18 protein-coding genes are annotated in these 14,452 nt (G+C 62.7%); 14 read left to right on the top strand and 4 right to left on the bottom strand.

Features of this window, described 5'->3' with window-relative positions:
• Positions 1-103 precede the first annotated feature (103 nt).
• A complete protein-coding gene (locus tag BLT75_RS11660) occupies positions 104-1,909 on the top strand; it encodes an amidohydrolase (RefSeq protein WP_093031424.1) in 1,806 nt (601 codons plus the stop codon).
• Positions 1,910-1,932: 23 nt separating this feature from the next.
• Here the strand turns inward: BLT75_RS11660 and BLT75_RS11655 are convergent, their stop codons facing one another.
• From BLT75_RS11655 to BLT75_RS11640, 4 genes are read right to left on the bottom strand one after another with little or no spacing between them, the layout of a single operon-like run.
• The gene (locus BLT75_RS11655) at positions 1,933-2,715 is read right to left on the bottom strand and encodes a dimethylarginine dimethylaminohydrolase family protein (protein WP_093031421.1); all 783 of its coding nucleotides are present in this window, start codon (positions 2,713-2,715) and stop codon (positions 1,933-1,935) included.
• On the bottom strand, positions 2,712-4,319 hold the full coding sequence (locus BLT75_RS11650) for a 5-guanidino-2-oxopentanoate decarboxylase (RefSeq protein ID WP_093031419.1): 1,608 nt from the start codon (positions 4,317-4,319) through the stop codon (positions 2,712-2,714). The genes BLT75_RS11655 and BLT75_RS11650 overlap by 4 nt, the downstream gene beginning before the upstream one ends.
• Positions 4,319-5,506, bottom strand: a complete 1,188-nt coding sequence (locus tag BLT75_RS11645) for a pyridoxal phosphate-dependent aminotransferase (protein WP_093031416.1) — start codon at positions 5,504-5,506, stop codon at positions 4,319-4,321. Before BLT75_RS11645 ends, BLT75_RS11650 begins: the two co-directional genes overlap by 1 nt.
• Complete coding sequence (locus tag BLT75_RS11640; protein ID WP_093031413.1) at positions 5,503-6,150, bottom strand: TetR/AcrR family transcriptional regulator; 648 nt, start codon at positions 6,148-6,150, stop codon at positions 5,503-5,505. The genes BLT75_RS11645 and BLT75_RS11640 overlap by 4 nt, the downstream gene beginning before the upstream one ends.
• Positions 6,151-6,330: 180 nt before the next feature.
• Between BLT75_RS11640 and BLT75_RS11635 the strand changes: the two genes are divergently transcribed.
• The 13 genes from BLT75_RS11635 (at position 6,331) to BLT75_RS11575 (ending at position 14,421) form a co-directional block, all read left to right on the top strand.
• On the top strand, positions 6,331-7,071 hold the full coding sequence (locus BLT75_RS11635) for an ABC transporter ATP-binding protein (protein WP_176827977.1): 741 nt from the start codon (positions 6,331-6,333) through the stop codon (positions 7,069-7,071).
• A 34-nt stretch (positions 7,072-7,105) separates the two neighbouring features.
• On the top strand, positions 7,106-7,876 hold the full coding sequence (locus tag BLT75_RS11630) for a transporter substrate-binding domain-containing protein (protein ID WP_176827956.1): 771 nt from the start codon (positions 7,106-7,108) through the stop codon (positions 7,874-7,876).
• 10 nt (positions 7,877-7,886) lie between these two features.
• On the top strand, positions 7,887-8,639 hold the full coding sequence (locus tag BLT75_RS11625; protein ID WP_093031407.1) for an ABC transporter permease: 753 nt from the start codon (positions 7,887-7,889) through the stop codon (positions 8,637-8,639).
• Positions 8,636-9,424 carry an ABC transporter permease gene (locus tag BLT75_RS11620; protein WP_425441135.1) on the top strand — a complete coding sequence of 263 codons (789 nt, stop codon included), beginning with the start codon at positions 8,636-8,638 and terminating at the stop codon, positions 9,422-9,424. The genes BLT75_RS11625 and BLT75_RS11620 overlap by 4 nt, the downstream gene beginning before the upstream one ends.
• Before the next feature lie 80 nt (positions 9,425-9,504).
• Positions 9,505-9,984, top strand: coding sequence for a UPF0262 family protein (locus BLT75_RS11615; protein WP_093031404.1), 480 nt, complete (start codon positions 9,505-9,507; stop codon positions 9,982-9,984).
• On the top strand, positions 9,985-10,443 hold the full coding sequence (locus tag BLT75_RS11610; protein WP_093031401.1) for an arsenate-mycothiol transferase ArsC: 459 nt from the start codon (positions 9,985-9,987) through the stop codon (positions 10,441-10,443).
• Positions 10,443-10,841, top strand: coding sequence for a ketosteroid isomerase-related protein (locus BLT75_RS11605; RefSeq protein ID WP_093031727.1), 399 nt, complete (start codon positions 10,443-10,445; stop codon positions 10,839-10,841). Before BLT75_RS11610 ends, BLT75_RS11605 begins: the two co-directional genes overlap by 1 nt.
• Positions 10,834-11,427 (top strand): GNAT family N-acetyltransferase, encoded by a 594-nt coding sequence (locus BLT75_RS11600; protein WP_093031398.1) that lies wholly within the window; start codon positions 10,834-10,836, stop codon positions 11,425-11,427. Before BLT75_RS11605 ends, BLT75_RS11600 begins: the two co-directional genes overlap by 8 nt.
• A gap of 24 nt (positions 11,428-11,451) precedes the next feature.
• Positions 11,452-12,348 (top strand): carbon-nitrogen hydrolase family protein, encoded by an 897-nt coding sequence (locus BLT75_RS11595; RefSeq protein ID WP_093031396.1) that lies wholly within the window; start codon positions 11,452-11,454, stop codon positions 12,346-12,348.
• 70 nt (positions 12,349-12,418) lie between these two features.
• Complete coding sequence (gene infA, locus BLT75_RS11590; RefSeq protein WP_005620785.1) at positions 12,419-12,637, top strand: translation initiation factor IF-1; 219 nt, start codon at positions 12,419-12,421, stop codon at positions 12,635-12,637.
• A gap of 10 nt (positions 12,638-12,647) precedes the next feature.
• Positions 12,648-13,226: a Maf family protein gene (locus tag BLT75_RS11585; RefSeq protein ID WP_093031393.1), complete on the top strand. Its 579-nt coding sequence runs from the start codon at positions 12,648-12,650 to the stop codon at positions 13,224-13,226.
• Entirely contained in the window at positions 13,223-14,245 is a 1,023-nt protein-coding gene (locus tag BLT75_RS11580) for a ribonuclease E/G (RefSeq protein WP_093031390.1), read from the top strand. Before BLT75_RS11585 ends, BLT75_RS11580 begins: the two co-directional genes overlap by 4 nt.
• On the top strand, positions 14,242-14,421 hold the full coding sequence (locus BLT75_RS11575) for a DNA gyrase inhibitor YacG (RefSeq protein ID WP_093031387.1): 180 nt from the start codon (positions 14,242-14,244) through the stop codon (positions 14,419-14,421). Before BLT75_RS11580 ends, BLT75_RS11575 begins: the two co-directional genes overlap by 4 nt.
• Positions 14,422-14,452: the final 31 nt, after the last annotated feature.

The raw sequence follows: 14,452 nt of genomic DNA, 5'->3' as shown, positions 1-14,452 counted from the left end.
AGGATCGTTGATCTGCGATCCTTCAAGGATAGATTGTCGGTATTGTTGCTGACGCGCAATTTGCCTCCTCTGGGCGGGGCGCGCGATTTCGGAGGATTGGATTATGCAGAGAACATTCTCGATAATTGGGCTTTGCATCGCAGCGTTTTCATGGTCCGCGACTGCATGGGCGCAGGATGTTGCCGACACGATCTATCAGGGCGGTCCGATCATCACGGTCGATGATGCACACCCCATCGTCGAAGCGGTCGCGGTCAAGGACGGTCGCATCCTGTCGGTCGGTCCATTGTCCGAGATCATCTCTTACAAGGGGGAGAAAACCCGAATCTTCGATCTTGCCGGCCGCACGATGCTGCCCGGTTTCGTCGACAGCCATGGACATGTGGTCCTGGGCGGGTTGCAGGCCTTGTCCGCCAACCTGCTGGCGCCACCCGATGGCGAGGTTCGCGACATTGCCAGCCTGCAGCAGGTTCTCAGGGACTGGACCGCTGCCAACCAGGAAGCGGTCGACAAGGTCGGGCTGATCATGGGTTTCGGATACGACAATGCGCAACTGGCAGAGTTGCGCCATCCCACCCGAGCCGATCTGGATGCAGTATCGCGGGATATTCCGATCATCATCGTGCATCAGTCGGGCCATCTTGGCGTCGCCAATTCCAAGGCGCTCGAAGAGGCCGGGATTGCTGCCGGTACGCCGAACCCGCCCGGCGGCGTCATTCAGCGCGATGCGACCGGCGTGCCGAACGGTGTGCTCGAGGAATATGCGTTCTTTACCGCCTTGATACCGATGCTGTCGAAGATCGGTCCCGAAGGCATGCTGACCTTTGCCCAAGCGGGTAGCGAGCTTTGGGCGCGTTTCGGTTATACGACCGGGCAGGATGGCCGTTCCTCGGGCCCGGTGGTTGAGGCGCTCAAGGCGCTCGACGCGCAAGGGAAACTGCCGATAGACGTGGTCGCCTTTCCCGACGTTCTGGAAAGCAGGGACTATATCGCGGCCAATACCTCGCAAGACTATGCCGGGAGGGTGCGGGTTGGCGGCTGCAAACTGACCATCGACGGCTCGCCCCAGGGGTTCACCGCCTTGCGCGACCGGCCCTATTACGACCCGGTGGGAAATTATCCGCCCGGCTACAAGGGCTATTCCGCGATCACCATGGAACAGACCCAGGAGGCCGTGGACTGGTGTTATCAACACGGCTTCCAGATTCTCACGCATTCGAACGGCGAGGGGGCCTCGGACATGCTGATCGCCGCCCTGGGCGCGGCACAGCGGAAGTTTGGCGATCCGGGCAACCGCCCGGTGCTTATTCACGGCCAGTTCCTGCGCGAGGATCAGGTGGACAGCTTTCAGCGCCTGGGGGTGTTTCCTTCACTCTTTCCCATGCACACGTTCTATTGGGGGGATTGGCACCGCGACCACACGGTCGGTCCGGTCAACGGAGAGAATATCTCGCCCACCGGTTGGGTCCATCAGCGTGGCATGATGTTCGGAAGCCATCATGACGCGCCAGTGGCGTTCCCCGACAGCATGCGCATCCTGTCGGCCACGGTAACGCGCCGAACCCGGTCGGGCGATATTCTGGGCCCGTCGCAGCGCGTGGATGTCATGACCGCGCTAAAAGCGATGACGATCTGGCCCGCCTGGCAGCATTTCGAAGAAAGCAGCAAGGGTTCGATCGAACCCGGAAAGCGAGCCGATTTCGTTGTCCTCTCCGACAATCCGCTGGCCGTGGACCCGAAAACGCTGGCGGATCTTCGTGTCAAGGTCACGATCAAGGACGATCAGGTGATCTACGAGGCTGACAAGACGGAAAGGGAGGGCCGCTTGCGGATCCTTCCCTTCCTCGGCGATCCCGCCGCCGCCCACGAGTTCCTGCACGCGGTGCAGGAAGCGGTCGGCAAGATCTAGGGAGCAGGGCCTGCCCCGATGCGTCAGAATCGAAGCGACAGGCAGGACATGCCGCCGTCCAGCTTGGCGCATTCTCCGTTATTGATCTCGACGACCTCGAATCCGGCCTTGCCCAGGATATCGGCGGTCTTCGGGAATCCGGCAGGCATCAGCACCAGATTGTTGAACCGTATCGTGTTGGCGCATGCCTCTTCGCCGGGTGCCGTGTGGATCACCCGGTAGCCCTCGAAACAGCCCGAGGCGTCCAGACGCTCGGTGGACAGGATGGTTTCGCCATCGAGCAGCGAACAGTCGGTCTTGAAATGCAGAACGCCTTCGGGGGTGAACACCTCGCGCAGCCTGTAACCCCAGTCGCTGACAATTGCCGTCAGTTCCCGCACACCTTCGGCATCGGTCCGGGCCGATCGTCCGACCAGGATTTCGCGCCCGGTGACCAGGATATCGCCGCCCTCTATATGACCCGGGCCGGTGATTTCGCGAACCTCGGAATATGTGCTGCGCAGGGTAGGGGCCATTTGCGCCACTTCGCCCATGCGGCTAGGCGCGCCGGGTCGCATCAGGACAGCGCCCTTGGGCAGACAGAGGGCCGTGTCCTCGACGAACAGGGCGTCGGGAAAGCCGTCGAGCGGTGGCAATTCGATCACATCGGCACCGGTGCTTTTCAGCGTCGCTACATAGTGTGCATGATCCTTCAGCATCTGTTCCAGGTCCGGCGTTCCGATGTCCTCGGCACGCAGCCCGTTTACGACACTGGCCGCAGGGCGGCGGGTGATGGCACGGGTGAATTGATAGGTGGAATCGGTCATTTTCGTTCTCGGGGTTTATCGGGGAAATAGGGCGCGGCCACTTCGATGATCGAAGGACCGCCACGGGCAGTGGCCGTGGTCAGAAGGGCGGCCAGGCTTTTCGGGTCATCCTCGGCGCAGCTTGCATAGGCCATTCCGAATGCGGCCGCGATTGCATGAAAATCAGGGGGCGACGGATCGCAGCCCACCACTTCGATATCCGCGTCCCGCATTGCCATGTCTATTTCGCGGTAGCCGTTGCTGTTCCAGATCACGAATGTCACCGACAGATTCTCGTCTCGGGCAACCATCATCTCGGCCAGGCTGAATTGTGCACCGCCGTCACCGGCAATGCAGATCACTTGCGCATCCGGTGCCGCGATGGCGGCACCTACGGCCGCCGGAATACCATAGCCCAACGCGCCAAAGCCGGTGGCCGCGTTGAACCAGCCGCCGGGCCGGTCATGATCGTAATACAGGTTGCCCGCATAAACCGGTTGGGTGGAGTCTCCCACCATGATCGCATCGGGTACCGCATCTCGTGCGGCGTCGAGCATCCGAACCATGCCCTGCATATAGGGACCGATCTCTGCCCAGGCGTCTTGCCGCGCCCGTCCGGCCCGTGCGGCGCCATCGCCGGTCCGGTTGGCTCCTGTGAGCTGCGCAAGCAGGGACGCCATGCAGCGTGTCGACTCGCCGTGTATCCCGAGTTCCGCCGGGTGACGGGACAACTGGTCGGAACAGACGTCGATGCGAATCAAACCGGGCATGCGTGCCATCCGGCCGGTCGCGTACATGTCGTAGTCGGTCGGGCCAAGTTCTGTGCCGACCGCCAGAACGACATCGGCATCTTCGATCAACTTGCGAACCGCCGTCAGGCTTGGGCTGGCGGCAACGCCCAGAGGATGACCGTGCATCAGGCCACGGGCATTGGTGGTCTGCACGACCGGCGCGTCAAGCCGTTCGGCCAGGAGCCGCAGCGGGTCGCCTGCTCGGCGCGCGCCGCCCCCGGCGAGGATCACCGGGCGTTCGGCCGCCACCAATCTGCGGGCCGCTTCGGCCAGCAGCGTGGGATCCGGCTCCGGCGCAACCACATGGGATTGGCCGCCCGATGTCCCTTTGGCTCCGGCGACATCCAGCGGGATCTCGATATGGCAGGGGCCTTTCCGGCCCGTGGTCAACCGGGCGAAGACCGCGTCCAGTGCCGGCGCAAGTTGGCTGGCGGTCACTACCTGCCGCGCCTCCAGCGCCACCTTCGACACCATTCCCAACTGGTCCGGCAATTCGTGCAAGTGCCCCTGTCCCCTGCCAAGGCTCGCCCTTGCATTGACACCTGATACGGTCAGGATGGGCACACTGTCGGCGCGCGCCTGTCCCATCGCCGTCAGCGTATTGGTCACCCCCGGCCCGGTGATCACGAAGGCCACGCCCGGCTTGCCGGAGACCCGTGCATAGCCATCCGCCATGAACCCCGCACCCTGTTCGTGGCGCGGCGTGACATGCCGGATCCCAGATGCGGCGAGTCCGCGGTAGAGTTCGATCGTGTGCACCCCCGGAATGCCGAAAACGCATTCGACCCCACGCGTCGCCAGCCCGGACACCAGGGCTTCGCCAATCGTCGGCATCAGACCGCCTCTTTCTGGAACTGCGCGGAATGGGCGACGATACGGTCGCACGCCGCATCGAAAGCCGCATCATCGGCTGTCAACGCCACCCGCACCCAACCCGAGATGGTGTCTCCGAACGAGGCGCCCGGCATAACCGCAACCCCGGCGTGTTCCAGCAGATGTGCGGCATAGGCTTCCCCGTCCATGCCTGTGGCCGAAACCTCGACCATGGCGAACATCCCGGCCTGGGGTTCGAGCACCCGCAGGCAGGTTCTGCCGTTCAGCCGGCCGGCCATGCGCGCGGCCCTTGCCGCAAACCGCGCCCGCATGCCCGGCGCGACCGTGGAGCCGTCGCGCACCGCGGCCTCGGTCATGTCGGCAATGAACGGCTGGTTGCCGAACAGCATCGTTTCGGACAGCGGCAGCAAGGCGGCGGTGAATGCCTCGGGCCCGACGCACCAACCGCTGCGAAAGCCTGGCGCGGCATGTGACTTGGATATCGACGAGACAACGATCACGCGATCCGCCAACTCCTCTTGCGCCAGCGGGGACGCGAATTGGTGACCGTCGAACACAAGGTCCTCATAAACTTCGTCCGAGATGATCCACAGATCATGTTTCAGCGCCAGATCGCCGATCGCGGCAATATCCCCGTCCCCGAGAACCGCGCCGGTCGGGTTATGAGGCGTGGTCAGCAGTACCGCCCGCGTTCGCGGCGTGATACGGGCCGCGATATCCTCGGCCGAAATGCGAAACCCGTTTTCGGGGCGCAGGGGAACCGGAACAACATCGGCGTCCGTGGCGCGGATGACCCCGGCATAGGTGGCGTACATCGGGTCGCCGACCAGCACTTCGTCGCCCGCTTCGGCCACCCCCATCATCACGGCATAGAGCGCGGTCTGGGTTCCCGGAAAGCACATGACCTGGGCGGGAGTGATCGTACGGCCGGTGCGGTGACTGTACCTGCCGGCCAATGCCTGGCGCAGCCCGGCCTCTCCGGCACCATCGGAATATCCGGTCCGCCCGGCGCGCATCGCCTGTTCCGCCAGGTCCATCAGGTCGGACGGCGGCGGAACGTCGGGTTCTCCGATGGTGAGGCTGATCACATCCTTGCCGGCTGCGATCATCGCCTTGGCCCGCAGGTAAATGCCCCATTTTGCGCCGCCAAGGTTGGCCAGCCGGTGGGTAAGGGCGGTTGTCTTCATATCTGTTCTCCCGGATCACTCAATTCCAGCCCAAGGATCGCGCCGACCGATACCAACCCGATCCGCACCAGTTCGTCAGGTTCGAAGGCATCGGGCAAAGCGCCGCCTTCCAGCCAAAGCCCGTCGATCACCGCATTGCAGGCGATGGCGAGTTCGCGCAGATCCTTTGGCGTTGGCGTCCTGCCCGCTTCGTGCAGCGCCACATCGATAAGTGCCTGCAAGCGGTCGCGAAATTCGAAGTAGGTGCGCCTGTGCACTTCTGCCATGCTGGCGTCCTGGCGCACCATGGTTACGAATCCGGCCCAGAGGCCGACCGCCTCGGGTTCGCTCACGGGCGGGGTAAGGCTGGCCCGGACAATTCGCGCCAGTTGTACCGAGGCCGGCTCGGTCCGGTTGAACGGCAGGTCCATCGTTTCGGTCGTCAGCCGGTTCATGTGAAACTGGTAGGCTGAGTTGATCAGCGCATCCTTGCCGTCGAAATAATGCCGGATCAGCCCCAGTGTCACGCCGGCCTCTTCGGCGATGCCGCGCACGGTCGCTGCCTGAACGCCCTTCTTGCCGATCAGGGACAGCGTCGCCAGAATCAGCGCCTCGCGACGATTCTCGGCCGACTCGCGGGTGAAACTGCGGCGCGCGTTGTCCAAGATTTCCTTGCCTCCCGGGCCGTGTGAATGCAGGCTTGATTTGCGAATTTCGCGTTGTTATACGTTTGTATAAATAATCGGAACCTGAAGCCACGGCAACCGAAAAACAGGGAGAGACGCGTGACCACAGCGCAGCAAGCGACGCCTCAAGCGGGCGCGGCGACGGATGCCAGCGGCTCTCTGGTAATCGAGGATCTGCACAAGTCCTTCGGTGATCTCGAGGTTCTCAAGGGTGTTTCGCTGACCGCGAAGCGGGGCGACGTGATCGCGATCATCGGCGGCTCGGGGTCCGGCAAGTCCACCATGCTGCGCTGCATCAACTTTCTGGAAACACCGACATCGGGCCGCATCGTCATCGGGGGCGAGGAAATCCGGATGCGTCCGGACGGGTCCGCCGCCGACCGCAAGCAGCTGGAACGTGTCCGCACCCGGCTGGCCATGGTGTTCCAGTCGTTCAACCTGTGGACCCATCGCACCCTGCTGGAAAACGTGATCGAGGTCCCGGTCCACGTGCTCAGGGTGCCGCGTGCGCAAGCCATCGAGAAGGCGCGGAGCCTGTTGAAACGTGTGGGCCTGGAGGAAAAGGAGAACACCTATCCGCTGTTCCTGTCGGGCGGACAACAGCAACGCGCCGCCATTGCCCGCGCTCTGGCCGTAGACCCGGCGGTGATGCTGTTCGACGAACCGACCTCGGCGCTCGATCCTGAACTGGTGGGCGAGGTGCTGAACGTCATGCGTGACCTGGCGGCCGAGGGCCGTACCATGCTGGTCGTCACGCATGAGATGAACTTTGCCCGAGAGGTCGCCGACCATGTCGTCTATCTCTACCAGGGCCGGATCGAGGAGCAGGGCCCGCCCTCACAGATCTTTGGGAATCCGCAATCGGAACGCCTGAAACAGTTTCTGAAATCCATCAACTGACCAACAAAGAACCATGAAAACAGGGAGACCAAAAATGAACTTCAAGACATCTCTTCTGGCCGGTCTGGCCACTTTTGCGCTGATGGCAGGTGCGGCCGTTGCCGAGCAGGTCAAGATCGGCATCGCCGCCGAACCCTATCCGCCGTTTGCATCGCCCGATTCCTCGGGCAACTGGGTCGGCTGGGAGATCGAGGTTATCGACGCCGTCTGCAAGGCCGCCGAACTGGATTGCGTGCTGACACCCGTTGCTTGGGACGGCATCATCCCGTCGCTGACCGGCAAGCAGATCGACGCCATCATGGCCTCGATGTCGATTACCGAAGAGCGGATGCAGTCCATCGACTTCTCGAACCCCTATTACAACACGCCCGCCGTGATCGTGGCCGACAAGTCGCTCGATCTTGATGCAACGCCCGAGTCGCTGGCCGGCAAGATCATCGGTGTGCAGGCGTCGACCATCCATCAGGCATATGCCAACCAGTATTTCGGCAACTCTGAAATCCGTGTCTACCAGACTCAGGACGAGGCCAATCAGGACCTTTATGCCGGTCGCATCGACGCAACCCAGGCCGACAGCATCGCGATGGCCGATTTTGTTGCGACCGACTCTGGCCAGTGCTGTGAGATCAAGGGCGCCGTCGCCAATGACGAGGCGATCCTGGGCAAGGGCGTCGGTGCGGGTGTCCGCAAGGGCGATGACGCGCTGCGCGAGGCGCTGAACAAGGGCATCGCCGCGATCCTCGCCGACGGGACCCATGCCGCGATCACCGCGCGGTACTTCAGCGCGCCCATCTACAGCGAATAAGCGCTGACGGATGGAATGGGTCCTGAACGCGCTGGGTCTGGCTAAAAGCGCGGAACTCCTGTCGCTGTCACCGCCGGGCTGGGGCATGAACCTGCTGCGCGGTCTGAGCAAATCGCTCCAGATCGCGATCGGGGCGTTCGGGTTCGGTCTCGTGATCGGACTGTTCGGGGCCTATGGCAAACTCTATGGCGGGCCGGTGATCCGTGACCTGCTCGCCATTTACACAACCGTGGTTCGCGCGGTGCCGGAACTGGTGCTGATCCTGATCCTCTATTTCGTGGGCACCGACCTGATCAACCAGGCGGCCGAGGCACTGGGATACGGACGGGTCGAAATCAGCGGCGTCGCGGCCGGCATCTGGGTGCTGGGCGTGGTGCAGGGTGCCTATTCGACGGAGATCCTGCGCGGCGCCATCCTGGCCGTGCCACAAGGACAGATCGAGGCGGCCCGCGCCTTTGGCATGCCGCCGGTCATGCTGATGCGGCGGGTGACCATTCCGGCGATGATGTCCTTTGCCATTCCCGGCCTCGCCAACCTGTGGCTGATCGCAACCAAGGACACCGCCCTTCTGGCCGTGGTCGGGTTCAGCGAACTGACGTTGGAAACCCGGCAGGCGGCCTCCAGCACGCGGGCCTATTTCACCTTCTTCCTGGCCGCGGGCGCGCTCTATCTGATCGTCACGCTGCTGTCTGGCGTGTTTTTCCAGCGACTGGAAAGATGGGCGCGGCGCGGCCAGCCGTCGATCAGGGGAGCGAGCCGATGATGAAGCTGATCCGCCCCTTTCTGCTGCCGCATCGGCTGGTGCTGCTGGGCCTGTTCGTCGCGCTGGTCATCTGGTGCATCTTTTCGCTGCGGTGGGACTGGCTGCCCAAGTATTTGCCGCTTGCGATGCAGGGCTTGTGGCGCACGATCTGGCTGCTGGTCGTGAGTTCGGTGCTCGGTTTCCTGCTGGCGGTTCCTCTCGGCCTCGCCCAGGCTGTGGGACCATGGTACCTCTCGGCACCGGCACGGGTGTTCTGCACGCTGATCCGGGGCACGCCACTCCTGTTGCAGATCTGGCTGCTCTACTACGGTCTCGGGTCGGTCTTTCCACAGATCGACGGCATACGAGACAGTGCGCTGTGGCCCTATTTGCGGCAGGCCTGGCCCTATGCGCTGCTGGCGCTGACGCTGTCCTTTGCCGGATATGAGGGTGAGGTGATGCGCGGCGCATTCTCCGGTGTGAACCGAGGCCAGCTGGAGGCGGCGCAATCCTTTGGCATGCCGCGGTTCACGATCTTCCGGCGGGTCTGGTTGCCTCAGGCCGTTCGCAACGTGTTGCCCACGCTGGGTGGAGAAACCATTCTTCAACTGAAGGCGACGCCGCTGGTCGCCACGATCACTGTGGTCGAAATCTTCGCGGTCTCGTCACGGGTGCGTCAGGACACTTTCGTCATTTACGAGCCGCTCCTTCTTCTGGCGCTGGTCTACATGGTGATTGCCGGGATCATCGCGCTGGGGTTCCGCTGGCTGGAAAGCCGGGTTCCGACCCATCGTCCAGGGGCCTGACTCTCCTGGGCCGCGATGCGTTGCCGTCCGGAAATTCCTAGTGTACGTCTCGGGCAACCTTTTCAACAAGAACCGAGCCGATGAGCCGCATCTCGCATATTGAACTGGATGACAGCAATCTGCCAGCGCCCACGCCCGAGATCGAGCAAGAGCGCCGGGTGGCGATCTATGACCTTCTCGAAGACAACAGCTTTGCCCTGCCCGAGCGCGACGGCCGTGCGGTTCCCGAAGGCCCCTATCGCCTGAACCTTTCGATCCGGGACAAGAGGCTGGTCTTTGATATCCAGACCGAAGACGAACAGAAGGCGGCGGAATTCCACCTGTCGCTCGGACCGTTCCGGCAGGTGGTCAAAGACTATTTCCACATTTGCGAAAGCTATTTCAACGCGGTAAAGACGTTGCCGCCCAGCCAGATCGAGACCATCGACATGGCCCGCCGCGGCATCCACAACGAGGGAAGCCGGGTCTTGCAGGAGCGGCTGGACGGCAAGGCCGAAATCGACACCGATACCGCACGGCGCCTGTTCACCCTGATCTGCGTTCTGCATTTCGGGGGCTGAATGGACAAGCCGCTTCCGCAGTCGGTCCTGTTTTGCTGCGACCATAACGCGGTCCGCTCGCCCATGGCGGAAGGCATCATGAAGAAATTCTATGGCACGGGCACCTATGTGCAGTCGGTCGGTGTTCACAACGACATGGAAATCGACGGGTTCTGCATCGCCGTGTGCAAGGAGATCAACGTCGAACTGGCGCGCCACCGCTCGCGTTCGTTCGACATGATGCAGGATTGGGGCGACGATCTCAGTTCGTTCGACCTGGTGGTGGCGCTGTCGCCCGCCAGCCAGCGCCGGGCGCTGGAACTGACCCGCTTTTTCCACCTCGATGTCGAATATTGGCCAATAATGGACCCTACCGGACTGGGCGAGACGCGGGAAGAGAAGCTACATCACTACCGTCAGACCCGCGACCAGATCATCAAGCATCTGAAGGAACGCTGGGGAGAACCAACGGAGATATGATGAACGAGACCGTAAGACGCTATTTCGATGCCTTCAACGCAGGCGATGTCGAGGGTATGCTGGACTGCCTGACTGACGATGTGGCGCATCATGTGAACGAAGGGCAAATTCGCGTCGGCAAGGAAAAATTCGCCGCGTTCTGTGCCCACATGAACCGCTGCTACAAGGAACTCTTGACCGACATCGTCGTGTTCAACGCCGAAGGCGGCACCCGCGCAGCGGCTGAATTCATCGTCAACGGCACCTATCTGCAAACCGACGAGGGTCTTCCCGAGGCGCATGGACAGACCTACCGTCTGCCGGCCGGGTCGTTCTTTACGCTCACCGACGGCAAGATCTCGCGGGTGACCACCTTCTACAACCTGGCCGATTGGGTGAAACAGGTCTCGAATGGCTGAAGTGACAGAGGTCCGGGCGCTGACCGGCGCGGCGCTGGACGCCGCGCTGGACAACGTGGCCCGGCTGCGGATCGCTGTGTTCCGGGCCTGGCCTTACCTATACGACGGCGACCTTGAATACGAGCACAGCTATCTGCAATCCTATCGCGACAGCGACCGGGCCATCGTGATCGGCGCATTTGACGGCGAACGGCTGATCGGCGCTTCGACCGGCATGCCGCTGTCCGACCATGCCGATGATTTCGCCGCGGCTTTTGCAGGAACCGGGCTGGAACTGGATCGGATATTCTATTGTGCCGAATCCGTGTTGTTGCCCGACTATCGCGGCCATGGCGTCGGGCACCGGTTCTTTGACCTGCGCGAGGCACATGCCCGCATGCTGGGGTTCGACAAATGCGCCTTCTGTGGTGTTCAGCGCCCCGAGGATCACCCGATGCGCCCCCCCGCCTACCGACCGCTCGACGATTTCTGGCGCGCTCGCGGCTACGAAAAGGTGCCCGGTGCGATTGCCCAGTTTTCGTGGAAGGATCTGGATCAGGACAGGGAAACCCGCAAACCGCTTCAATTCTGGATTCGTGACCTCTGAGATGTCTTGCCTGGGAGACGGAAAATGAAAATCGCCACCGCCGCCTATCCGCTCGACTGGCTCGACAGCTGGGCGCAATACGAGGACAAGCTGGCCAGATGGGTGTGCGAAGCAGCAGGGCAGGGGGCCGATCTGCTCGTCTTTCCCGAATATGGCGCCATGGAGCTTTGCACCCTGGCAGGGGCGGCAACGGCCGCGAATCTCGAGAGTTCTCTTTACGCGGTCAGCGAGCGGATGGAGGACGCGGCGGCGCTGCATCTCAGGCTTGCGGCAGAATACAGGGTTCACATCCTTGGCGCATCCGGACCCGCCAACCTGGGCGAGGGGCGTCCGGTCAACCGCGCCGAGTTCTATGCGCCGACAGGCGAACGCGACCATCAGGACAAACAGATCATGACCCGTTTCGAACGCGAGGATTGGGACGTCGCCCCGGGCGGCCCCCTGAAACTCTTCGACACGGCGCTTGGAAAGATCGGTGTACTGATCTGTTATGACAGCGAATTCCCGCTCCTGGGACGCGCGCTGTCCGAGGCAGAGATTCTTCTGGTGCCCTCCTGCACCGAGAAACTCTCTGGCTACAGCCGTGTGCGGATCGGTGCGATGGCGCGCGCGTTGGAGAACCAGTGCGTAACGGCCATGTCCTCGGTCGTCGGGTGCAACGACTGGTCCGAGGCCGTGGATAGCAATACCGGCATGGGCGGGGTATTCGGCCCTCCGGACCGGGGTTTTCCCCAGACCGGTGTCATCGCCGAAGGCGTGCTGAACCAGCCCGGCTGGACCTATGCCGAGGTGGATCTTGACGCGATCGCGGATGTCCGTGCCGACGGTGTCGTGCTGAACCGGCGCCACTGGGCCGAGCAGGACAGCCGGGTCGGATCGGTCACAATGTGTTGCATGAAGGCAAAAGAAGCCTTGAACTGAGTGGGAAATGAGCGCATTTAGTCGCATGAGCCTGCGGTTTCCGCGGGCTAAACGCAATAGTGGAGAGAACATGGCCAAGGAAGATACGCTCGAATTTCCCGGTGTCGTGAAGGAACTGCTGCCCAATGCGACGTTTCGGGTCGAGCTTGAAAACGGCCATGAGATCATCGCACATACGGCAGGCAAGATGCGCAAGAACCGCATCCGCGTTCTGGCAGGCGACCGCGTTCAGGTCGAGATGACACCCTATGATCTGACCAAGGGTCGGATCAACTATCGCTTCAAGTAACGCCGCAGTCATGGCGTTCATTCTCGGATCGGGCAGCCCGCGACGGCTGGACCTGTTGACACAGCTTGGCATTACGCCCGATGCAGTGCGCCCGCCCGAGATCGACGAAGACCCAAAGCCGGGTGAACTGCCGCGATCCTATTGTGCCCGCATCGCGCGCGAGAAGGTTGCTGCGGTCGAAGCCGCGCCCGACGATATCGTGCTTTGCGCCGATACCACGGTCGCGCTTGGTCGCCGCATTCTGGGCAAGCCTGCCGACGCGGGCGAGGCCGCAGATTTCCTCTATGCCCTGTCTGGACGCCGCCATCGGGTGATCACCGCTGTCGCGGTACGACGCGGTGACCAGGTGTGGGAGCGCGACGTGGTGAGCCAGGTCAAGGTCAAGCGGCTCTCTGACGCCGAGGTGAACGCCTATCTTGCCACCGAGGACTGGCGCGGCAAGGCCGGCGGCTATGCGATCCAGGGTCCGGCAGGTGCCTTGATCCCTTGGATTTCCGGGTCCTTCACGGGCATCGTCGGCTTGCCGCTAGCCGAAACCGCAACCCTGCTGGCTGCGGCGGGCCATCCCAAGTTCAGAGGTGACGCATGAAGGGCCGGACCATCGTTCTGGATCACATTCAGGGACGCGAAGCCGCGGCCCTTATGGTTGATGGCCAGCTGGACGATTTCCTGATCGCGGGCGATGCGCCGCCGCCCGGCACCATCTACCGCGCCCGCGCCGATCGGCCGGTCAAGGGACAGGGCGGGATGTTTCTGACAACACCCGACGGCCCGGCCTTTCTGCGGCAGGTGTCCGGTCTTGCACAGGGTGCGCGGCTTCTGGTGCAGGTCACCGGCTATGCCGAACCGGGCAAGGCGATCCCGGTCACGTCCAAGCTGCTGTTCAAAAGCCGCTATGCCATCGTCACGCCGGATGCGCCCGGGTTGAACCTGTCACGCAACATCCGTGACGAGGCCGAGCGCGACCGGCTTTTGGAAATTGCGCATGAGGCGATGGAAGGCTGCGCCTTTGGCCTGATCCTGCGCTCGTCCTGCGCGGGCACGGAGGCCGATGAGATTGCCGAGGATATCGTGGCGATCGTCGATCAGGCCCGACAGGTTCTTGATGACACGGGGCAGGAAGCCGAGACCTTGACCGAAGGCGACGGTCCCCATGTTCTGGCCTGGCGCGACTGGACCGACCCGGCCGAGGTGGTGACCGAACCGGGCGGATTTGCCGAACATGGCGTGCTGGATGCGCTGGACCGGGCCCGCGGCATTGCCGAACCACTGCCGGGGGGCGGGCATCTCTACATACAACCGACCCGCGCACTTGTCGCAGTCGATGTAAATACAGGCGCCGATACATCGCTCGCGGCAGGGCAAAAGGCGAATTTCGCCTGCGCCAAACTGCTGGCCCGGGCCTTGCGCGTACGCGGGTTGGGCGGGCAGATCACGCTCGACCTGGCGCCGATGGCCAAGAAGGACAGGCGCGGGTTTGAATCCGCGTTGCGTGCCGGTTTCCGTGGCGATTCCGAAGAAACCACTCTTGCGGGCTGGACACCGCTTGGCCATTTCGAGTTGCAGCGAAAACGTGGCCGCGTGCCGCTGGCAGAGGTGCTGAAATGACTTGTCCAATCTGTGGAGCTGAAACCGTCGTCAAGTACCGACCGTTTTGTTCAAAGCGGTGTTCGGACCTGGATCTTGCACGATGGTTGAACGGCTCCTACGCGATCCCCTCGACGGGTGACGAAGATCAATCCGCCGAGGAGGAGCAAGGCCTTGCGCCGGACCGGCGCCATTGATCGAGCAATACATGTGACATAATCATAGTTA

Source organism: Ruegeria marina (assembly GCF_900101475.1).
In the GTDB taxonomy this organism is placed as follows: Bacteria; Pseudomonadota; Alphaproteobacteria; order Rhodobacterales; family Rhodobacteraceae; genus Ruegeria_B; species Ruegeria_B marina.
This window is presented reverse-complemented; position numbering and strand designations above follow the sequence as displayed.